This window comes from Alistipes sp. UBA6068 (assembly GCF_949428155.1).
Lineage (GTDB): Bacteria > Bacteroidota > Bacteroidia > Bacteroidales > Rikenellaceae > Alistipes > Alistipes muris.
In genome coordinates this window covers 162,583-185,012 of sequence record NZ_CASQFS010000002.1, presented here as the reverse complement: position 1 = coordinate 185,012, position 22,430 = coordinate 162,583, and the positions used below count along the sequence as shown (strand labels likewise).

Here is a 22,430-nt window from a genome sequence, read left to right as displayed (position 1 = left end):
GTTGTATTCGGGTTTAGTTCTTGTCTGCCAGTATCTTGAACCGCACGGCCACCGGGTAGTGGTCCGAGCAGCCGAGGTGCGGCACCTCGTAGGAGAGCATTTGCAGGTCGGGCGACGCCAGCACATAGTCGATGCGCAGCATGTCGAAAAATCCGCGGTAGGTGTAGGAGTAGCCCTCGCCGCACTCGGCAAAGGCGTCGTTCATCCCGCGCGCCATCTTCCGGTAGACGTAGGACATCGGCGTGTCGTTGAAGTCGCCGCAGACGATTTTACGCCGCTGCGGCATGCCGCGCATCGCCCCCGCTATCGAGTCGACCTGCGCCGCCCGCAGCACTCCGTTGTAGCGAAGCCGTCCGGCTATGCTCCGGAACTTCGTCTCGCGCGCCGTGTCGCCGATGAATTCGTGGCCCGTTATGTAGTCGTTGTCCGCCGCCTTGATCGAGGTCGACCGCAGGTGGTTGTTGAACACGCGCACCGTGTCGTCGCCCACCGCCAGGTCGGCCCATACCGACGATTCCGGCAAGAGCAGCACTCCCGACCGCACGATGCGGTACTTGCTCAGAATCATCTGGGGCGACCGCTTGTCGGCCGGCAGCCCGAAACGGGCCGCGTGGTATTTTTCGCTCACCGCCGCGAACCGGTCGCTCAGCTCGGCCAGCCGGGGGTTGAATTCCTGCAAGCAGATTATGTCGGGGGCAAGGCTGTCTATCAGCGCCGCCACCTGGTCCACGCTGCTCCCGCCCTCCACATCGTAGAAAGAGCGGACGTTGTAGCTCAGTATCTTGACAGCACTGCGGCCGTATTTCTGTTCGCCATACACGCGTCCGAACTGGGGTTTCCAGAAAAGCGGCACCTTGAAAAGCCCCACGGCCAGCAGCAGCAACAGCAGTCCGGCGCGCACAAGCCGCCACCGCACAATCCAATAGCAGGCCAGCACCGCCGCCAGCACATAGAGCGCCGGAACCGCCAGCGCCATGACCGGGAAAAGCCACATGCGCGCCGGAGCCACATAGGGGACCAGATAGACCATCGGCAGCACCACCGCAAGCCCCAGCGTCGCCAGCGCCAGCAGCGTGTCGAGAAACCACATCAGCGGGCTCCGTCCACGGCGCAGCGAGCCGCCCTTGTATTCGACGTATTTTTCTTCGGACATCTCAGAAACGGATTATGCCGCACCGGCGCCACCAGTAGAGTAGCAGCAGGCCCCACAGCATGCCGCCCACATGGGCGAAATGGGCCACGTTGCCCCCGCCACGCCAGCCGAGGAACAATTCGATGACGCCGTAAATGATGACAAACCACTTGGCTTTCATCGGGATAGGCGGGAATATCAGCATGATGACCGCATTGGGATGCAGCACGCCGAATGCCAGCAGCAGCCCCATGACAGCACCCGAAGCGCCCACAAGCGTCATCGGTTCGTGCATCGCCCACGCGATTCCGGCCTGAATCAGCGCCGCCCCCACGCCGCAAATCATGTAGTAGACCAGGAAGCGTTTCGGGCCGAGTTCGTATTCGAGCGTCCGGCCGAACATCCACAGGGCGAACATGTTGAAAAACAGGTGTTCCAGATTGGCGTGCAGGAACATGTAGGTCACGAACTGGTAGGTGCGGAAAAGCGGCATCCCCACCCACAGCGCGCACCAGCGCTCGATCTGCGGCCCCACGGGCAGCAGCATCGTCGCCATGAAGACCAGCAGGTTGATGATTATCAGATTCTTGACGACCGGGGGCGTCTGAAAGTAGCGGTTCATGCTCGGTGTTCTCTTTTTGCAAAGGTAGCGTTTTCCGGCGGATTATCCCAGCCGGGTACGTATATCTTCCGGCGGGATTTCGGCAAATATGGCCTTGCCCGAGGGCGAATAGCTGAAATTGTCGCTTCCGGCGAGCTGTTCCAGCAGCGCCGCGGCTTCTTCGCGCGTGAGGGTGCGCATGGCTCCCCGCACGGCTCCGAGGGCCATCGCCGCCGCAATCCTCTCGCGCCGCACGTCGCCCGCCGCCACCGGCAGCGAAAAGGTTTGCAGCAGGTCGTAGAGCATGCGGTCGATTCCCTCGGCCGGGAGGTCGGCCGGGGCCCCTCTGACCTCCACCGCTCCGTCGCCCAGATAGTCCAGGTCGAAGCCCAGCGCCGCCACGTCCACCGCATTTTCTTCCAACAGGGCGTATTCGTCGCCCGAAAATTCCAGCCGCTCCGGAAACAGCAGCTGCTGGCTCACCGACGAGCCGTTGCCCAGCATCCGCAGGTAGTTTTCATAGAGGATGCGTTCGCGCGCGCGCCGCACGTCGACCACCACCAGCCGTTCGCCCAGCAGCGCCGCCACATAGCCGCCCGCCAGCGGCAGCGGGTCGGTGAACGAGGGTCGCGATTCGATTTCGAGGAACTGCTGTTCGGCGTCTTCGGCCGAGGGGATGAATTCCAGTTCGCTCTCCGCGTGCTGCACTCCGCCCGAAACATACTCCTCGAAAGTCTCGCCCTCGTCGGACAAGGTGAATCCGCCGCCGAAAATCCCGGTTCCCGGGCTCCCCGTCCGGCTGCTCCCGTAGGGCGCCGCCGTGGCATCGGAAACCCGCGACCCGCCGGCACGATAGGGTACGTCGAAGCCCGTGAAATCGGTGTCGGGTTCGGGCGCCGAGGGGTCGACGTATTCTTCCCGGAACGGGTTGTAGCTCTCGTCCGACATCGCGCGCGGTTCGCTGTAAACCGCCCCGCGCTCCAGCACCGGAATCTCCACCCCGCCCTCGCGGTCGAAATCCATCAGCGGCACCGCCCCCGTCTTGGCCAGCGTCTCGCGCACGGCCGCGTTGACTATCTGCCACACCGCGTCCTCGTCGGCGAACTTCACCTCGGTTTTCTGCGGGTGCACGTTCACGTCTATGCGCGAGGGGTCGATGGTCAGATAGAGGAAATACGAGGGGGTGCAGTTCTCGGGAATCAGTTTTTCGTAGGCTTTCAGAATCGCGCCCGTCAGGTAGGCGCTCTTGAAGAAGCGGCCGTTGACGAACAGATATTGTTCCGTGTTGCGCCGTTTGGCCGCCGCCGGACGGCCGATGAAACCCTCCGCACGGGCTATCGACGTGTCGGCTTCGACCTCCAGCAGGTTCTGTTTGATGTGGCGCCCCACCACGTCGACGATGCGCCCGGCCAGCGACGACGCGGCCAGCGTGTAGACCGGAGCGTCGTTCGAGTAGAGCTCGAAACCGATGTGCGGGTTGCACAGCGCCACGCGCTGGAATTCGGTCCGTATCTGCGCCGCCGAGGTCGTGCTTTTGTCCAGGAAACGGCGGCGGGCCGGCACGTTGTAGAACAGATTGCGGACATAGAACTGCGACCCCACGGGACACATCACCGGGGTCTGCGAGACGAACTGCCCGCCGTTGATTTCGGTGCACGTGCCCACGTCGTCGCCCTCCTGCCGCGTGCGCAGCTCCACCTGCGCCACCGCCGCTATCGACGCCAGCGCTTCGCCGCGGAAGCCGAAGGTCGACAGGGCATAGATGTCCTCGACCGCCGCTATCTTGCTCGTCGCGTGACGGTCGAAGGCCATCCGTGCGTCGATGGGCGACATGCCGCAGCCGTCGTCGACAATCTGTATCAGGTCGCGTCCGCCGTCGCGGAAGTTGACCTGCACGCGCGTCGCCCCGGCGTCGATGGAGTTCTCCATCATCTCCTTGACCACCGATGCGGGGCGGTTCACCACCTCGCCCGCCGCAATCTGGTTGGCGACGACTTCGGGTAAGAGTCGGATCCGGTCGGCCATTTTATTCTTCGTAATCGTTGGGGACCACCACTATGGACTGTTCCTGCCACTCCACGTCGCTCACGTGCGACTGGTCGAGCCCGTCGCGCGGTTCGGCCCGGTCCGGCGCCGCAGTTTCCACCGCCGCAGGCGCCGTGCGGGCGCGCAGGAAAGCATCCGCCAGCCGCGGATAGAGCAGATAGATGAACAGCAACACCAGCACGGCCCCCGCCGCCATCTTCCAGATGCGCATGCGGCCCCTCTCCCCTTCGCGCGTGCGCCGCGCGGCCCGGGCTTCGCGCTGCGTGCGGATATACTGGCCCGGGCGGTATTCGCGCCCGGCGTCTTCCGCCCGCTCGCCCCGCAGTTCAGCACGGCGCTGTTCGCGCGCTTCCTTTTCCGGGTCGTAGTAGCGCGGAATGTAGTTGAATCTGTTCGCGTGTTTCTTGAATGGGGTGAAACCCAGCATGGTTTTGTTATTTTCTGTAAAGATAGCGCAAACCGGGCGCAAAAGCAAACGGCAATCAGCCCGAACTTTTCTTTGTCATTCTGAGCGCAGCGAAGAATCTGTCTTGCCGGAACAGCGGATGTTGCGCTGCGTCCGGCAGGAAAATTTTTCACTTCTCACCTCATCGGAAGAAGCTCTTCATCCGCTCGAAGATGTTCTGGTTCTTGACCGATTCGGCTTTCTGGAAGCCCGGCTGCTGGGAGAGCTGTTCCACCAGCCGTTTTTCTTCGGCGCTGAGTTTCGAGGGAATGGTGATGTCCACCACCACCAGTTCGTCGCCGCGGCCATAGCCGTTGACGTCCGGTATGCCCTTGCCGCCCAGACGCAGGACCTTGCCCGCATGGGTGCCCGGCGCTATCTTGATTTTCGCACGGCCGTCCACCGTCGGCACTTCCACCGTGCCGCCCAGCAGGGCCATCGTCACCGTGATGTTCAGATTGTGAATCAGGTCGTTGCCGTCGCGGATCAGTTCCGGATGAGGTATCTCCTCGATCAGCACCTGCAAGTCGCCGTTGATGCCGCCGTGACGCGCCGCGTTGCCCTTGCCCGTCACCGTCAGCGCCATTCCCTCGCCCACTCCGGCCGGGATGGCGATTTCGACCACTTCCTGCCCGCGCAAGGTGCCTTCGCCCTTGCATTCGTCGCAGGGCGAGGTGATGACCTTGCCCGTGCCGCCGCACGTGGGGCACACTCCCTGGGTCTGCACCCGGCCGAAGAACGAGTTTTCCACCCGCACCACATAGCCCGAGCCGTTGCAGGTCGAGCACGTCGCATAGGAATTGGCGTCCTTGGCGCCCGAGCCACCGCACTTGCCGCACGCCACGGTCTTGTTGATTTTGAGTTTCTTCGTCACTCCCGTGGCTATCTCGGCCAGCGTAAGTTTGACCTTCACCCGGATGTCCGAGCCGCGGTTCACCCGGCGGCCGCCGCCCGACGAGCCGAACCCGCCGCCGAAATGGCCGCCGAAGATGTCGCCGAACTGCGAGAAGATGTCTTCCATCGAGAATCCGCCGAACCCGCCGCCGAATCCTCCGGCGCCGCCCGCCGCGCCGCTCATGCCCGCATGGCCGAACTGGTCGTAGCGGGCGCGCTTGTCGGGGTTCGACAGCACGTCGTAGGCTTCGGCCGCTTCCTTGAACTTCTCCTCGGCCTGTTTGTCGCCCGGGTTCTTGTCGGGATGGTATTGGATGGCCGCCTTGCGGTAGGCTTTCTTTATCTCGTCGGCGTTGGCGTTCTTCGCGACGCCAAGTACTTCGTAGTAGTCTCTTTTTTCTGCCATGGCGCTATTCTCCTACAACCACCTTTGCAAAACGCAGTACCTTGTCGCCCAGCATGTAGCCCGTCTGCACCACGTCTATCACGCGGCCTTTCTTCTCCTCGCCCGCCGCAAAGCGCGCCACGGCCTCCGCTTCTTCGGCGTCGAATTCCTTGTCGAGCACCTCGATTTCGGTCACCCCTTTCTGGCGCAGGGCTTCGGTGAATTTCTGCGAAATCAGCTGCACGCCCGCCCGCAGGGCTTCCAGGTCGTCGCTCTTTTCCATCGCCGTCACGGCCCGCTGCACGTCGTCGCGCACCGGCAGCATCGCCAGCAGCACGTCGCGGCCGCCCGTCTGCACCAACTCCATCTTTTCGCGGAGCGTGCGTTTGCGGTAGTTGTCGAATTCGGCCTGCAGGCGCAGGAACTTGTCCTGCCACTCGGCTGCCTGCGCCTGGGCGTCGTCGGCAGGTTCTTCCTGCGGCGCCTCCCCGGCTGACAGGTTGTCAGTCGCAGCTCCGGATTCGTCTGCCACATTGGCACACGAATCCCCTTCGCCCGCAGGCTCGGCGCCGCCCGCAGCGAAATTTTCGTCGCCTTCAACTGCTTCGTTATAAGCCTTTTTGTCTTTCATGGTATCTGTTTTTTCGGTATTTCCGCCTATTATTCGCACAAATTGCATACCAGCCCCCGGCGCGTCAGCCGACGATGAAAATCGCCGGGCGTTTCTGCATTTCGGGCAGCCGGCTGCGCCGCCATTCCTCCACCGTGCGGGTGGCTATGAATTCGCCCGGCGCCGTCAGGTCCATCGCCAGCGTCAGCCGCGTCGCAGGCGCGAGCACCTGCAACAGCTGCTCCATGAGCTTCGCATTGCGGTAGGGCGCTTCGATGAACATCTGCGACTGCCCCTCGCTGTGGGCCCGCCGTTCCAGCCGCCGGATCGCCTGCGCCCGTTCGGGCGGCTTCACGGGCAGATAGCCGTTGAACGCGAACGACTGGCCGTTGAGCCCCGAAGCCATCATCGCAAGGACAATCGACGACGGGCCCGTCAGCGGCACCACCCGGATGCCGTGGCGATGGCACGCTTCGACCGCCAGCGCTCCCGGGTCGGCCACGCCCGGCACACCCGCCTCCGAAATGACGCCCGCCGAGCGGCCCGCCAGCAGCGGCGCTATCAGTTCTTCGACTTCGCGGCCCGCCGCCGTGTGTTCGTTCAGCTCGCGGAATTCCAGTTCGTCGATAGGCCGCGCCACGCCCGCTTTCGACAGGAAGCGCCGGGCCGTGCGGGTGTTCTCCACGATGAAGTAGTCCAGCCCGTCCATCACGGCCTTGTTCGCCGCAGGCAGTACGTCCCACGGCGCCGTCTCGTCCGAAATCGGACACGGAATCAGGTATAGGGTTCCTTTCACTATTCTTTCAGATAAATTCGCTTCACCCGTGCCGAGACCGAGGTCATGATTTCATAAGGAATCGTGTCGAGCACTTCGGCCATCGTTTCGAGGTCGTTGCCCGGCGCAGGCGAGAAGATGACCGCTTCGTCGCCCTCCCGAACCCCTTCGATGTCCGTGATGTCTATCATGCAGCTGTCCATGCAGATACGGCCCACTATCGGCGCCGGACACCCCGCCACCAGCACCGACCAGCGGCCGCAGCCCAGGTGGCGGTCCAATCCGTCGGCATAGCCCACCGGGATGGTCGCCGTGACGGTCGGGCGCGTCAGTTTTCCGGCCCGGCCGTAGCCCACCGCGTCGCCCGCAGGCAGATGCTTGATTTGTACGATGCGTGTCTTGAGCGTCGCCACGGGTTGCAGGCCCGCGTTGTGCTGCCACCCGAAGCCATAAAGCCCCAGCCCCAGCCGGCACATGTCGAACTGCGCTTCCGGAAAGCGGTCTATCGCCGCCGAGTTGGCCGTGTGGCGGATGACCGGGTAGTCCAGCGCGTCGGCCAGCGTCCGGCTCATCCGGTCGTAGCGGGCTATCTGTTCGTGCGTGTAGGCGTCTTCGCAGGGCATGTCCGAGCAGTTAAGGTGCGAGAAAACCGTCGCGACCTTAACTTCTCCCATCGTCGCCAGTTTCTCGGCCAGCGGCGCGATTTCCTCCTCGACGAATCCCAGCCGGTGCATCCCCGTGTCCAGCTTCACATGAATCGGATAGTGCCTTTCGCCCGCATGGGTCGCAGCCGCCGCAAAGGCTTCCAGCGAATGGAAGCTGTATATTTCCGGTTCCAGCCGGTTGGCAATCATCAGCTCGAAGCTGTCGGCATCGGCGTTGAGCACCACAACGGGCATCGTGATGCCCCGTTCGCGCAGCAGCACCCCCTCGTCGGCAAACGCCACCGCTAAGTAGTCCACTCCCTGGTGCTGAAGCAGCTGCGCCACCTCGAAGTCGCCCGTCCCGTAGCTTCCGGCCTTGACCATCGCCACCAGCTTCGTCCCGAAGCGGAGTTTCGAGCGGAAATAGTTAAGGTTGCGCATCATCGCGTCGAGGTCCACTTCCAGCACCGTCGTATGACTCTGCCGCGACAGCGCGTGGGCCAGCTTCTCGAAACGGTAGTCGCGGGCCCCTTTCAGCAGCACCGCACGCCCCGCCACCGCATCGCGGCCCAGCCGCTCGATGCACTCGTCGGTCGAGGCATAGAACGATTTGTCGCAGCTGAAAAGCGGTGCGTAGCGCCGGAGCTTCGGGCCGATGCCCACCAGGCAGTCCACCCCTGCGCGGGTCACCATCGCCGCCACCCGGCTGTAAAGTTCGTCGTCCGACAGGCCGCTTTGGGCAATGTCCGACAGCACCAGCGTCTGCCTGCGGCCCAGCGCCACGTTGTGCAGGTAGTCGAGCGCCAGCGCCAGCGAGTTGAGGTCGAGGTTGTAGGCGTCGTTTATCAGGATCGAATCGTTGATGCCGTCCTTCACCTCCAGCCGCATCGCCACGTGGGGCGCCGCCGAAAAGGCCGGGGCCGCGTAGCCCATCGCCGCACAGAACGCCTCGACAATCTGCGCGTTGCGGCGCGACGCGGCATTGCCGATGACCGCCTCCGCCACCTCCGGGAAGCGTGCCGCGTCGATGGGCTTGCGGTCGGCGTAGCGTGCCGCCGCCATCCGCCCCAGCGGCTCGTAGTAGCTATGATAGATGATTTTCGACGCGCTGCGCGCCAGTATCAGTTTTTCGTCGCACTTCTGTTCCAGGTTGAGGAAATGTTCCTGGTGCGCGTCGCCTATCGAGGTGAATATCGCCACGTCGGGGCGGATGATGCGTTCCAGGCGTTCCATTTCGCCGGGCTGCGAAATCCCCGCCTCGAAGATGGCCAGCTGCTCGTCGCCCTCCAGCATCAGCACCGAAAGCGGCACCCCCAACTGCGAATTGTAGCTCTTGGGCGAGCGGTAGAACTTCATGCCCGCGGGCAGTTCTTCGGCTATCCATTCCTTGATGACGGTCTTGCCGTTCGAGCCCGTGATGCCTACCACCGTGCCCTTGAACTGCGCCCGATGATAGGCCGCCAGCGTCTGCAAGGCTCCGATGGCGTTCTCCACCACTGCATAGCCGCAGTCGGGCAGCATGTCGACTTCGTGTTCGACCAGAAAGGCCCGCACGCCGCGTTCGTACATCTCCCGGATGAAGCGGTGCGAATCGTGGTTGGCTCCGCGCAGAGCCACGAACATCGGGCTCCGGCCCATCTCGCACGAGAGCGAGCGGCTGTCGGTCACCACCGAGCGTACTTCGGTGTCGCAGCCCCGGAATTTCCCGCCGCACAGGGCGGCTATCCGCGAAAGTCTGTATTCCATACCTCTAAGGTTTCTTGCTTCGGAAGCGTGTTGTTCGTTTGCCGTTCGCCCGGGTCGGCTGCGGGGGCGCATCAAAGATGCGGGCCGACCCCGGGCGGACAAGTTTCTTTCTGCAATACGCAGAAAAAGGCCTACGCCAAGGTCACCACCGTGATGCCTGCCCCGCCCCGGTCGGCATGTTCGTCCACGGCCGATTCCACTTCGGGCACCGTGCGCAGATAGCGGCGTATCTCCTCCTTGAGCGCTCCCGTACCCTTGCCGTGGAGAATCGTCACCGAGCCCACGCCGACCATCAGCGCGTCGTCGATGAACTGCTGCACCGCGTCGAGCGCTTCGATGGAGCGCATGCCCCGCACGTCGATGTGATCGCGGAACGCAAGTTTGCGGGCCGATATGTCGGCCGAAACGACGGTGCGCACCGTCGTCGGGCGCGTCGCTTCGCGGTATTCGTTGTTCGAGACCACCGTCAGCAGCGCTTTGTCCACGGTCGTCAGTATCTGCCCGAATGCCACCTGCGCTTTCTTGCCTTTCACCGCGCGCACTTCGCCGACCATCTCCTGTCCCAGCATCCTCACTTTCGAGCCCGCCTCCACCTCGCGTTTCTTCGGCGGTTCGGGGGCGCTGCCCGGCGCTGCCGCTTCTCCGCGCTGCGCCTTGCGTTCGGCCCGGCGCTGGCGGCGGCGTTCGATGCGTTCGATTTCGCGGGCTATCTCCGCGTCGCGTTCCGCCGCGTCGGCTTGCTCGGCCGCCGCACGGAAATCGTCGAGTTCCTTGCGTGCCAGCCGCGTAGTCTCCTTTTCGGCCTGCGTCTCGCGGATGGTACGTATCGTGTTCTCTATCTGGCGGTTGGCATCGGCAATAAGGGCCTGCGCCTCCTGCTTGGCCTTTTTGAGTATCTCCTGCCGTTCGGCGCGGATTTTGGCCAGCTGTTCCGCATAGCTCTGTTCCAGCTCCTCCACCTTGCGGTCGGTCAGGCGGATGCGGTCGCGCTTCTGCTCCCAGTAGTGTTTGTCGCGCGCGATTTCGCGCAGCTGCTTTTCGAGGTTGATGTGTTCCGACCCCGCCTTTTCCGCCGCCGAGCGGATAATCTCCTCCGGCAGTCCTATCTTGCGGGCGATTTCCACGGCGAACGAGCTGCCGGGCTTGCCCGTTTCGAGCCGGAACAGCGGCCGGATGTGCTGCACGTCGAACGTCATCGCGCCGTTGGCGATTCCGTCGGTGCTGGCCGCGTAGTACTTGATATTGGCATAGTGGGTCGTGATGACGCCGTAGCACCCCCGTTCGAGCAGCCGTTCCAGAATCGCCTCGGCTATGGCGCCGCCGATGGTGGGCTCCGTGCCCGAGCCGAATTCGTCGATGAGCACCAGCGTCCGGTCCGACGCACCCGAGAGCATGTTCTTCATGTTCACCAAGTGCGACGAGTAGGTCGACAGGTCGTTGTCGATGGACTGTTCGTCGCCTATGTCGATGAATATCGAGCCGAAGACCGGAAGTTCGGATATTTCCGACGCAGGCACCGGAAATCCGCATTGGAACATGTACTGCACGATGCCCGTAGTCTTCAGACAGACCGATTTGCCGCCCGCATTGGGGCCCGATATGACCAGGATGCGCTTGCGTTTGTCGAGCTGCATGGTCAGCGGCACGATTTCGCGCCCCTGCGCCCGCAGGGTCTGTTGCAGCAGCGGATGGCGCGCATCCTTGAGCACCAGCCGGTCGTCGGTCGAGACGATGGGCTTCACACAGCCGTTCGCCGAGGCCCAGCGGCCCTTGGCCCGCAGCATGTCCACCTCGGCCAGATAGTCGCCCGAAGCGGCGATAAGTTCGGCGTCGGGGCGCACCGTCTCGGTGAATTCGGTCAGTATGCGGACGATTTCGCGGCGCTCGGCATATTCCAGTTCGCGCAGTTCGTTGTTCAGCTCCACCACCTCCACAGGCTCCACATAGAACGTGCGGCCCGTGGCCGATTCGTCGTGGATGAAGCCGTTGAGCTTGCGTTTGTTGGCCGCCGAGACCGGGATGACGGTCTTGCCGTCACGGACCGACAGCTGGGCGTCGGCGTCGACGATTCCGGCGCTCTTGGCCGCGGCCAGCACCTGCTGCAGGCGTTTGGCCGCCTGGCCCTCGCGTTCGCGGATGGCCCGCCGGATTTCGGCCAGTTCGGGCGACGCGCCGTCCCTCACGGCACAGAACGGGTCGATGATGGCGTCGATGCGCTGCACGATGGCCGGAAAGGCTTCCACCCCTCGCGTAAGGTCATAGAGTGCAGGATATTGTTGGCCGCGCGCTCCGATGAAGGCGACCAGCTGGCCCACCATCGCCAGCGCCCGGCGCAGGGTCACCACCTCCTCGACATCGAGAAACGCCCCCTCGACCCGCAGTTTGGCCACCACATGGTCCATGTCGGGGTAGTCGCCGCCCGGGAAATCGGGGTTCATTTCCAGCAGCAGGCGCATCTCGTCGGCCAGCGACAGCCGCCGCACAATCTCCCGCGCCGAGGTCGTGAAGCCCTCGGCCGCAAGCAGTCCGCGGGCCGCGCGCATCGTGCACAGCGCCGCCACCTGCTCCCGCAGGCGGTCAAACCCGATTTTCTGCTCGAAAGTAGGCGGATAGATCATCGCTTATTCGGCCCGTTGCGCCGCCCGGAGCGAATCGCGTTCGGCCTTGGCCGCAGCCTTGGCTTCGCGGCGCTCGGCCCGCTCCTTCATCTTCTCCGGGTCGCGGCCGAAAAGCGACAGATGCACATAGCGCGCCGGATAGGCTTTGACGTCGGCCAGCAGCGCCGACAGGTTGCCCGTGGCCACGGTCAGCGAATCGTACAGCGCCGGGTCTTCGACGAGTTTGCCCAGCGTTCCCTCGCCCTCGCCGATTTTGCGCATCAGCTCGTCGAGCGTGGCCACCGAAGCCGTCAGCTTGCGGGCGAACTGCTCCTCGTCGAGGGTCGTCGCCACCCGGCCCAGGCTGCCCACGATGCTGTCGACGCGCCCGGCATTGTTGCCCAGCATTTCGGAAAAGCGGGTCAGGTTGTCGACCGTCGACTTGAGGTTCCTGCTCTCCGAAGCAAGCAGGTCGTTCATGTTGCCCGACAGCGAATTCAGGTGGCCGAGCGTCCCGTCGATGTTCGCCTTGTTGTCTTCCAGGAGTCGGCTCACGTCGGTCAGCGTGCGCGACAGGTCGGCCGTCACCTGCGAAATCTTCTGCTTCACGAAATCGAGCTCCGACCCCGCCATGTCCATCAGGTCGCGGTCGCGGCCCGAGCGAATCGTGTCGCCCTGCTCGAAATAGGTCGCGGCCGTGCCGAAATTGATTTCGATGGCCTTGGAACCCATCAGCGAGTTGCTCACAATCTTGGCTTCCGAATCGGTCGGAATGCGGTAGGCACGCTTGATGGTGAATTGCAACACCACTTCGTCGCTGCGCGCCGGGTCGAACGTGATAGCCGACACGGTACCGATTTTCACTCCTTTGACAAGGATGGGCGACGCGGTCTGCACCCCCGTCACCTGGTCGTAGACCGCATAGTATTCCGCATTGCGGCTGAAGATGTCGAATCCTTTCAGAAACCGGATTCCGGCCCACGCCGCACCGATCATCGCCACGGCGAACAACCCGATTTTCACTTCTCTTTTCATATTCTTTTCCTGTTTATTTTCCTATTGCTTTTTCCGCCCCGGCATAGCTCGAACAAGCTCTGCGCCCGGCTTATCCCTATTTTGCTATCTTGTCTCCCTTGCAGCGCACGATGAACGCTCCCGGGAATGTCCTGCGCACTTCTTCGATGCGCTGCTGGGCTTCCGCCTTGGTGTCGCATTCGCAGACGCAATATTTGTAGCGGAATTCCCCGTCGGCGGTGTATTCACGCACCTTGCCGCGGTAGTTCTTGAATTCCGGCGAATCCGAAGCCACCGTCTTCTTGCTCGACAGAATCTGTATGGCAAAATGCGCTCCGGTCTTCTTCTCCGGTTTTGCCGCCGCATCGTCCGACGGTGCCGGTGCCGGCTCCGGCTTCGGAGCGGGTTTCGGGGCCGCCTGCGCCGCTTCCTCCTCCGCGCGCCGCCGCGTCTCCAGCACGTAGTCCGAATAGTTCTTCACCGACACGAACAGCGAGCGGGCAATCTCGTCCTGCCCCGCCTCGGATTTCAGATAGACCGCTTCCTTGGGGTTCGACAGAAACCCTATTTCGGTCAGCACGCCCGGCATGTCCGTCGCATAGAGCACCCGCAGCAGCTGGGGCTTTACCCCGCGCGAACGGCGCCCGGTCTTGACGTAGTTGCTCTGAATGAAGCGCGCCATAGCCAGGCTGTACTCGCCGTAGGTGAACTGCAGGTTCTGAATATAAGCCCGCACGATGGCCGCCGTGCGCTCGTCCGACATGTCGATCAGGTCGTCGCGGTTGTTTTCGTAGAGGGCGTCCTCGTTGTAGCGTTGTTCCTTGGTGCTCTCGCCCATGACCAGCGTCTCCACGCCCCGCGCCGCCGCTTCCTTGGCCGCATTGACATGGATGGAGACGAAAAGGTCGCCGCCCGCCCGGTTGGCGATGTCGGCCCGGGCCTGCAAGTCCTCTATCTTCGTCGGGGCCAGCGCCTTGTCGGTCGTGCGCGTGTAGACCACCTTCACCCCCGGCATCCCTTCCTCGATGAGTTGGCCCAGCTTGAGCGCCACCGTCAGCGTCAGCGTCTTCTCATCGGTCCCGAAATAGTGCGCACCGGGGTCGTCGCCCCCGTGTCCCGGGTCGATGACCACCACCCGGATTCCGCAGGGGGTGTTCTGCGCCGTGGCGGCTTCGGTCAGAAAAGCCGCCACCGTTGCAAGCAGTATCGTGAAATATCGCGCGCGCATACTTTGTTTTCGTACTTCGTCTTCGTCTCAGATACTTCGTTCCGGCATAATCGAACCTCCGGCCTATTTCTGCACTCAACGTATCTTTATAGAAGATACTCCCGCCTTGGCAATGCCCAAATAAATTTGGCATTCCGCTTGGCTTATTCGTATCTTTGACTTGGCCGAAGATACTTCCGCTCGGCAAAATGCAAGTAAACTTGCTTTTGCCCTCGCTTATTCGTATCTTTGCCACGCCCGAAAACGGCGCAGGAAAGCCCTGCCACCACGTTCCGGGCGGTTTTGCCGACTTGTCGGCAAAGTTACGGAAATTTTTCGACATTTTGGTCAAACCGAGGGTAAAATATCTGTTGTCGGCAGCCGCCGTGCTGGTCTTCGCGCAGTCGTTTTTCGGCTCCGCGGCCCCGTACCGGGCGGGCTTCTCCGCGGCCGATACCCTCGCGCCCGCCGAAATGTCAGCCGGCAGCCCCCTTTCGGACGAAAGCCCGGCCGAAACGCTCCGCACCCAAGCCGACAGCACCCTGCGGCTTTCAGAGGGTAACGACCCCGTCCCCTCCCGCCGCGAGCGCAGGGCCGCCCGCGAAGAAGCCCGCCGCCGCGGACGCTTCAACGCCCTGCCGCAAGAAGTGCGCGATTCCATCGCCGGGGCGCAGTTCGATTCGCTCGTGGCGTTCAAGGCCGATTCGCTCCGCTCCGCCGACACGCTCCGCCGCCAGTCTGCCGACACCGCCGCCGGGCCGCGTCCGGCCCAGCCGTTCCTCGACGACCCCATCACGGGCCAGAACACCGATTCGCTGGTCTACGACCTGCGCAGCAAAAAGGTCTACATCTACAACCAAGGCGACGTCACCTACCAGAACAGCAACCTCAAGGCCGACTACATGCAGATCGACATGGATTCCAAGCTGATCTACGCCTACGGCAAGCCCGACACGCTGGAAGGGCGGCCCGTCGTCACGAAGCCCGAGTTCACCGAGGGTTCGGCCACCTACCAGATGGACACCATCACCTACAACCTCACCTCCAAGAAGGCCAAAATCAAGGGCGTGGCCACCCAGCAGGGCGACGGCTGGCTTGTGGGCGGAAGCGTCAAGAAGATGGCCGACAACACCGTCAACATCCAGAACGGCAAATACACCACCTGCGACCACACCGACCATCCCCACTTCTACTTAGCCATGACCAAGGCCAAGGTCATCCCCGGCAAGAAGGTCGTCACCGGGCCCGCCTACTTAGTCATGGAGGACGTGCCCATCTACTTCCTCGGCATCCCCGAGGGTTTCTTCCCCATCAACATGGGTCCCAAGTCGGGTCTGCTGATGCCCACCTACGGCGAGGAGTACACCAAGGGTTTCTTCCTGCGCGGGCTGGGCTATTACTTCACCCTGGGCGATTATGCCGACCTGGCCATCCGGGGCGGCATATACAGTTTGGGGTCGTGGGAGGCTTCCGCCGCATCGCGCTACATCAAGCGCTACAAGTACAGCGGCAACCTCGACATGCAGTACTCCAAGGTCCGCATCGGCAGCAAGGGCGAGGCCGACTACCTGCGTCAGAGCAACTTCCAGATCAAGTGGACCCACTCGCAGGACCCCAAGGCCAACCCCGGGTCGACCTTCTCCGCGTCGGTCAACTTCGCCACCAGCGGCTACAACCGCTATTCGGCCACCAACCTCAACGACATGCTCTCGACCCAGACCAACTCCTCGATTTCCTACTCGAAGAACTGGGCCGGCACGCCGTTCTCGCTCTCGGCCAACATGGCCGTGTCGCAGAACTCGCAGAACAAAACCCTCTCCGTCACCCTGCCGACCGTGGTGTTCAACGTCTCGCGCATCTACCCGTTCAAGCGCAAGGAGCGGCAGGGCAAGGAGCGCTGGTACGAGAAGATTTCGATGCAGTATACGGGTAAGATGACCAACTCGGTGACCACCACCGAAAGCAAGATTTTCACCAAGGAGACGCTCGACAACATGCGCAACGGCATCGAGCACACGCTGCCCGTCTCGGCGTCGTTCAACCTTTTCAACTACATCAACATTTCGCCCTCGGTCAACTACTCCGAGAAATGGTTCTTCAAGCGCACGCTGCTCGACTGGAACCCCGTCACGAACCAGACCGACACCACCAAGCAATACGGGTTCTACCGCCTTTACAACTACGGGGCGAGCGTCTCGGCGTCGACCACCGTCTACGGCATGTACGACTTCACCAAGAAGAACCGCAACCGCAAGATCCAGGCGATCCGCCACACCCTCAGCCCGTCGTTCGGCTTCTCCTACGCGCCCGACTTCGGCCATCAGAAATACGGTTACTACCGCACGCGGCAGGTCGACTCCACGGGCCGTTTCACCACCTATTCGCCCTACTCCGGCAACGCCTATCCGGTCCCCTCGTCGGGCCGTTCCATGGCGCTGAGTTTCTCGCTCTCGCAGAACCTCGAAATGAAGGTGCTCTCCAAGCGCGACACCTCGGGCATCCGGAAAATCAAGCTCATCGACGAGCTGCGCATCAGCGGGTCCTATAACTTCCTCGCCGATTCGATGGGGCTGTCGAACATCTCCGTGTCGCTGCGCACCACGCTGTTCAAGAATTTCGGTCTCAACCTCTCGGCCACGCTCGACCCCTACCGGCTCACTCCGCAGGGACAGCATATCAATAAAATCCGCCTCCCGGGCCGCGTCGTCTCGACCGGGTGGTCGTTCGGCTATACGTTCAGGTCGCGGCAGGACAAGTCGCAGCCCGCCATGAACGACATCACCTCCATCCCGCCCGAGTACCAGAACCCCTTCTACGACCCCTACGGGACCATGGACCCCGTGCTCCGGCGGCAGTATATGGCGCAGACCTACTACGATTTTTCGCTTCCCTGGAATTTCGGGTTCAACTACGCGGTCAACTATTCGAGTTCGCCCTACAACAACGGCACCACGGGTTACCGCCGCAACGTCACTCAGACCATCGGGTTCAACGGTTCGATCAATATCGGCGAGAAGACCGGCATCACGTTCAGCGGCGGTTACGACATCATGAACAACAAGCTCACCACGTCGCAGATTTCCATCACGCGCGACCTCCATTGTTGGCAGATGTCTTTCTCCTGGATTCCTTTCGGGCATTACCGCAGTTGGAGTTTCAACATCGGCGTCAAGGCCGCGTCGCTCTCCGACCTCAAGTACGACAAGTCGCAGTCCATGTACGACAACATGTACTAAGGTGAAAGGGGCAAGGTGAAAAGTGAACTTTGCGGTTAAGCGAGAGCAGAGACTGCTTGCAGGATATGCCGAGCGCGAGCAAAGTCAAAAAACGAGCATCCACAAGCGCCTGTTAAAACGGTTTAGCTGCATGATAAATCGTTTTAATAAGCATTCAGCCCCGTTCCTTTGTTATTCTGCCCCCCTCTCTGTCATTCCGAGCACCTCCCGTTATTCTGTGGAGCCCTCCCCTCTGTCATTCTGAGGAGCCCCCCCTCTGTCATCCTGAGGAGCGTAGCGACGAAGAATCTAATACAAGGTCATTCTTCGCTACGCTCAGAATCTGTTCTCCCCAAAACCTTTGCAAGCAACTCGCAGCTCTATTTTCCTTTTCTTGTACTTTCTTGTGCAAGAAAGTACCAAAGAGCTTTTGCACGGTGAAAATGGCGGCATCCGTCTTCGGTCGTTCGCTGAGCGGGCACGGAAGACTTACGCTGTTCCGAACACCCGCTCCGGGCGCTCAGGCCTTCGACGAACGAAACCCCGCCATTTCCACGAGTACGGGATTTCGCAAGAATCATTCGCGGGCCCGGCCGGGGCGGTCGCGCTGCAAGCGCGAGCCGGGCTCCGCGCAGAATCGTTCTGTCATTCTGAACGAAGTGAAGAATCTAATATCCACAGATGTTTCACTACGTTCAACATGACAAATACCCCATTATTCCCTATCCATTAGGAATAAAAAAAGAGAGACTTCCGCGGAAGTCTCTCTTTTTCTCTGGTTGAGCTACCAGGACTCGAACCTGGAATGACAGGACCAGAATCTGTTGTGTTACCATTACACCATAGCTCAATTTTTGTGAGTGCAAAAGTAGCACATTATTTTGCAACTGCAAAGAATTTGTCCGAAATTTTTCATATATTTGTTTTCACGCAGCTTTCCGCAAGCCGCACGCAACCCGAAAAATACTTATAAAACCAATAGCTCATGGGCATCAAATTCCGTCTCATCGTCATGAACTTCCTCCAGTACGCCATCTGGGGGGCCTACCTCACCTCTATGGGGTCTTACTTGGTCAGCGCCGACCTCTCGTCGCACATCGGCATCTTCTACGCCATGCAGGGTATTGTCTCGATCTTCATGCCCGCCGTCATCGGCATCGTCGCCGACCGTTGGATTCCCGCCCAGCGGCTCCTGGGCATGTGCCACCTGCTCGCCGCCGTCTTCATCGGGGCCGCAGGCTATTACGCCCATTCCGCGGGTGCCGGCGTGCAGTTCGGGCCGCTCTTCGCGCTCTATTCGTTCAGCGTCGCTTTCTACATGCCCACCATCGCGCTCTCCAATTCCGTGGCTTACAGCGTCCTCGAAAGCAAAGGATTCGATACCGTCAAGGCGTTCCCGCCCATCCGCGTGTGGGGAACCGTCGGTTTCATCTGTTCGATGCTCGTCTGCGACGCCGCCGGATTCCAGACCACTTACATGCAGTTCGTGCAGTGCGCCGTGCTGGGGTTGACACTCGCCGTCTACGCCATGACGCTGCCCAATTGCCCCGTCAGCCGCGGCAGCGAGAAGAAAAGCGTCGTCGAGGCGCTCGGGCTGCGGGCTTTCGCATTGTTCAAGCAGAAGAAAATGGCCTTGTTCTTCATCTTCTCCATGCTCCTCGGCGTGTCGCTGCAGATTACCAACGGGTTCGCCAATCCGTTCATCACGTCGTTCCGCGACGTGCCCGAGTTCGCGTCCACGTTCGGCGCCAACCATGCCAATGCCTTGATTTCGTTATCGCAGGTCTCCGAGACGCTCTGCATACTCTTGATTCCGTTCTGTCTCAAGCGTTTCGGCATCAAGAACGTCATGTTGATGGCCATGTTCGCATGGGTGCTGCGCTTCGGGCTGTTCGGGCTCGGCAATCCCGGCGGCGGCGTATGGATGTTCATCCTCTCGATGATCGTCTACGGTGTGGCGTTCGACTTCTTCAACATCTCGGGTTCGCTCTTCGTCAACAACGAGACCGACACCGCCATTCGTTCTTCGGCGCAGGGACTTTTCATGATTATGACCAACGGCATCGGCGCCACCATCGGTACGCTCGGCGCACAGGCCGTCGTCGACCGTTTCGTTTATTCGCAGTCGTCGGTCGAAGCCATGACGGCCGGGTGGTCCGCTTCGTGGCTCATCTTCGCCGGATACGCCCTTTGCGTCGCCATCGTCTTCGCCTTGGTCTTCAAGTACAAGCACAATCCCGAAGCTATCGGAGAAATCGGCCATTAGTGCGGTTCCTCTCCGAAACAAAGGTGCGCCGGGTCCTTTCCCCGGCGCACCTTATTTATTAGGTATCCATCCTATTCATAAAAGCAGCCCCGCAGATGCTGGACGCAGCGCACGGATTTGCCGCCTGCCCGCCACCCGTTGTTCAGCGGGTTCACAAGGCCCGACAAGAAGTCCAGAAAGCCCGCGTTCCGGTCGCCGGCCGCATAGGAGGATGACGACCAGCAGAGACCGCGGTCGCCGACTTCCGTCAAGGCTCCCGTCGCCGTGTGGCGCCAGCCCGCAGCAGGCGTGCATAGCGATCGCTCAGCTGAATATACCGAAGAGGCAAACCCGTTTCGGTTTCCGGCTCCGGCATAGACTGGATTCCACAACTGGCAGCGTGCTTTATCGTTTCAACAGCCTGCTAAAACGTTTTAACATTCCGTAAAACACCGCCAGTGGACCGCTGAATCTGCCGACCGCACCGGCGGAAGCCGTGACCTCCGCCGTTCCGGGTCGTACAAGGCTGCAAAAAACCGCGCAGTCCGAAGACCGCGCGATTTTTGCCGAAGGGGACTATCCCCGACTGTGAACTGTGAAATTCAATTCTCTTTCTTCAATCCCATCTTCTCAATCAGCGCCCGGGTTTCGGGTTTGTGGCCGCGGAAACGGACATACAGGTCCATCGGGTCCTCGGTGCCGCCCTTGGAGAGTACGTTGTCGCGGAACGAGCCCGAGACTTCGCGGTTGAAGATGCCTTTTTCCTTGAAGAGCGAGAACGCGTCGGCTTCCAGCACCTCGGCCCATTTGTAGCCGTAGTAGCCCGCCGCATAGCCGCCCGAGAAGATATGGCTGAACGCCGGGGCCATCGCCGTGCCGTCGACCGCAGGCAGTACCTGCGTCGGAGCCATCGACGCCCGCTCGAAAGCCACCACATCGCCCTCGTAGGGTTCCGCAATCGTGTGCCATGCCATGTCGGTCATGCCGAACGACAGCTGGCGGACATTGCCGTAGGCCGCCAGGAAATTCTTCGCCGCCACGATGCTCTCCACGATTTCGGCCGGGATGGGTTCGCCCGTCCGGTAGTGTACGGCCCACAGGTCGAGGAATTCCTTTTCCGTCGCCCAGTTTTCCATGATTTGCGAGGGCAGTTCCACAAAATCGCGGTAGACGCTCGTGCCCGTCTGCGATTCGTAGCGTCCCTCGGCCAGCATGCCGTGCAGCGAGTGGCCGAATTCGTGGAGGAACGTCTCCACTTCGTCGAACGTCAGCAGCGAGGGTTTCTCCCCGGTGGGCTTCGTGAAATTCATCACCAGCGACACCAGCGGCCGCGTCTCCTCGCCGTCCACGATTTTCGTACCGCGGTATTCGGTCATCCACGCGCCCGAACGCTTCGACGCACGCGGGAAGAAGTCGAGGTAGAGCACCGCCATGAAGCGGCCTTTTTCGTCGGTCACGTCGTAGGCCGTCACATCCGGATGGTAGACGTCGATTTCCGGGTTGGGCGTGAAGTTCAGCCCGTAAAGTTTGTTCGCCAGCAGGAAGACCCCTTTCTTCACGTTTTCGAGTTGGAAATAGGGTTTCACCACTTCGTCGTTGAGCGCATATTCGGCATCGCGGTACTTCTGGCTGTAATAGCCCCAGTCCCACGGCATGAGCTCACCCTCGAAGCCGAGTTTCGCGGCATAGTCGCTGACCGTCCGGCACTCGCGGTCGGCATGTTCCTTGGTCGCCGCCAGCAGTTCTTCCAGGAACGCCTCGACCGTCGGGGTGTCCTTGGCCATGCGGCGTTCCAGCACGTAGTCGGCATAGCACTTGTAGCCCAGCAGGTTGGCTATCTTCAGACGCGTGTTGGCTATCTTTCTGACGATTTCCGTGTTGTCGTATTGGCCGCCCAGCGCGCGCGAGTTGTAGGCGCGCCAAAGTTTTTCCTTGAGCGCACGGTTCGACGAGTAGGTGACGAACGGCACATAGCTCGGTGCCTGCAAGGTCACGGTCCAGCCCTTTTCGCCGCGGGCCTTGGCGTCGGCCGCCATCCCCTCCTTGACGAAAGCAGGCAGTTCGGCCACCTGCTTCGGGTCGGTGATGTTGAGCGCGAACGCGTTGGTCGCCGCCAGCGCATTCTGCCCGAACTGAAGCGTCAGGGCCGAAAGTTCGGAGGTATACTGGCGGTAGAGTTCCTTGTCTGCGTCCGACAGCGCCGCGCCGTTGCGGGCGAAGCTCTTGTAGGTGTCTTCCAGCAGTTTCTTGTCGTCTTTCTTCAGGCAGCAGCCCGGGTGTTCGTAGACCGCCTTTACCCGCGCGAACAATTCGGGATTGAGCGAAATGTCGTTCGACAGCTCCGTCAGCTTGGGCTGCACGCGCAGGGCTATTTCCTGCATCTCGTCCGACGTGTCGGCGCTCAGCAGGTTGTAGAACACCCCCTCGATGCGGCCGAGGAGTTCGCCGCTCCGTTCCAGCGCCGCAATCGTGTTGCCGAACGTCGGCTTGGCCGGGTTGTTCACAATGGCGTCGATTTCGGCACGCTGGCACGCGATGGCCGCCTCGAACGCAGGTTCGTAGTGGGCGAGCTCGATTTTCGAGAACGGCGGCGTGGCATGGGGCGTCTCCCACTGGGCCAGCAGCGGGTTGGTGGTGTCCAGTTCGGGCAGCTGGGCCCGCGGAATCGAGTTGTCGGCGCATCCTGCCGCAAAAGCTGCAAGGGTCATTATCCAAAACGTTTTTTTCATCTTTTCAGCAATATTATTCGGATTTCTTCCATTTGTGTTTTCGAGACTCCATCTCTCCCAACGGGGCCCGCCGAGAGCGGGATCAATGAGAAAGGAAACAAGGGGAAACGCTGTCGACTATCCGTACAACAGATTCTTCACTTCG

14 protein-coding genes and 1 tRNA gene are annotated in these 22,430 nt (G+C 61.5%); 2 read left to right on the top strand and 13 right to left on the bottom strand.

Annotation, left to right across the window (positions count from 1 at the left end):
* Window positions 1-13 precede the first annotated feature (13 nt).
* The 11 genes from QVG21_RS02220 to QVG21_RS02170 form a co-directional block, all read right to left on the bottom strand.
* Window positions 14-1,153 (bottom strand): endonuclease/exonuclease/phosphatase family protein, encoded by a 1,140-nt coding sequence (locus QVG21_RS02220; RefSeq protein WP_287921778.1) that lies wholly within the window; start codon window positions 1,151-1,153, stop codon window positions 14-16.
* Between the two features lies 1 nt (window position 1,154).
* The gene (locus QVG21_RS02215) at window positions 1,155-1,754 is read right to left on the bottom strand and encodes a rhomboid family intramembrane serine protease (RefSeq protein WP_287921775.1); all 600 of its coding nucleotides are present in this window, start codon (window positions 1,752-1,754) and stop codon (window positions 1,155-1,157) included.
* Between the two features lie 42 nt (window positions 1,755-1,796).
* Window positions 1,797-3,758 (bottom strand): DNA mismatch repair endonuclease MutL, encoded by a 1,962-nt coding sequence (gene mutL / locus QVG21_RS02210; RefSeq protein WP_287921773.1) that lies wholly within the window; start codon window positions 3,756-3,758, stop codon window positions 1,797-1,799.
* Between the two features lies 1 nt (window position 3,759).
* Complete coding sequence (locus tag QVG21_RS02205; RefSeq protein ID WP_287921770.1) at window positions 3,760-4,206, bottom strand: hypothetical protein; 447 nt, start codon at window positions 4,204-4,206, stop codon at window positions 3,760-3,762.
* 160 nt (window positions 4,207-4,366) lie between these two features.
* Window positions 4,367-5,524, bottom strand: a complete 1,158-nt coding sequence (gene dnaJ / locus QVG21_RS02200; RefSeq protein WP_251215132.1) for a molecular chaperone DnaJ — start codon at window positions 5,522-5,524, stop codon at window positions 4,367-4,369.
* A gap of 4 nt (window positions 5,525-5,528) precedes the next feature.
* A complete protein-coding gene (locus tag QVG21_RS02195) occupies window positions 5,529-6,134 on the bottom strand; it encodes a nucleotide exchange factor GrpE (RefSeq protein WP_287921743.1) in 606 nt (201 codons plus the stop codon).
* Window positions 6,135-6,198: 64 nt separating this feature from the next.
* A complete protein-coding gene (locus tag QVG21_RS02190) occupies window positions 6,199-6,909 on the bottom strand; it encodes an SAM-dependent methyltransferase (RefSeq protein WP_287921741.1) in 711 nt (236 codons plus the stop codon).
* Window positions 6,909-9,278: an alanine racemase gene (gene alr, locus QVG21_RS02185; RefSeq protein ID WP_287921738.1), complete on the bottom strand. Its 2,370-nt coding sequence runs from the start codon at window positions 9,276-9,278 to the stop codon at window positions 6,909-6,911. Before alr ends, QVG21_RS02190 begins: the two co-directional genes overlap by 1 nt.
* 131 nt (window positions 9,279-9,409) lie before the next feature.
* Window positions 9,410-11,896 (bottom strand): endonuclease MutS2, encoded by a 2,487-nt coding sequence (locus tag QVG21_RS02180; RefSeq protein WP_287921735.1) that lies wholly within the window; start codon window positions 11,894-11,896, stop codon window positions 9,410-9,412.
* Window positions 11,897-11,899: 3 nt separating this feature from the next.
* A complete protein-coding gene (locus QVG21_RS02175; RefSeq protein WP_287921732.1) occupies window positions 11,900-12,910 on the bottom strand; it encodes an MlaD family protein in 1,011 nt (336 codons plus the stop codon).
* A gap of 76 nt (window positions 12,911-12,986) precedes the next feature.
* Window positions 12,987-14,117 carry an N-acetylmuramoyl-L-alanine amidase family protein gene (locus QVG21_RS02170; RefSeq protein WP_287921729.1) on the bottom strand — a complete coding sequence of 377 codons (1,131 nt, stop codon included), beginning with the start codon at window positions 14,115-14,117 and terminating at the stop codon, window positions 12,987-12,989.
* Between the two features lie 323 nt (window positions 14,118-14,440).
* On the opposite strand from QVG21_RS02170, the gene QVG21_RS02165 reads away from it, so the two are divergent.
* Window positions 14,441-17,332, top strand: a complete 2,892-nt coding sequence (locus QVG21_RS02165) for a putative LPS assembly protein LptD (protein WP_251215139.1) — start codon at window positions 14,441-14,443, stop codon at window positions 17,330-17,332.
* A 755-nt stretch (window positions 17,333-18,087) separates the two neighbouring features.
* Here the strand turns inward: QVG21_RS02165 and QVG21_RS02160 are convergent.
* Window positions 18,088-18,161: transfer RNA gene (locus QVG21_RS02160), tRNA-Gln, on the bottom strand.
* 135 nt (window positions 18,162-18,296) lie between these two features.
* Here QVG21_RS02160 and QVG21_RS02155 point away from each other — a divergent pair.
* Window positions 18,297-19,577 carry an MFS transporter gene (locus tag QVG21_RS02155; RefSeq protein ID WP_251214776.1) on the top strand — a complete coding sequence of 427 codons (1,281 nt, stop codon included), beginning with the start codon at window positions 18,297-18,299 and terminating at the stop codon, window positions 19,575-19,577.
* Window positions 19,578-20,158: 581 nt separating this feature from the next.
* Here the strand turns inward: QVG21_RS02155 and QVG21_RS02150 are convergent.
* On the bottom strand, window positions 20,159-22,285 hold the full coding sequence (locus QVG21_RS02150; protein WP_287921722.1) for a M3 family metallopeptidase: 2,127 nt from the start codon (window positions 22,283-22,285) through the stop codon (window positions 20,159-20,161).
* Between the last annotated feature and the right edge of the window lie 145 nt (window positions 22,286-22,430).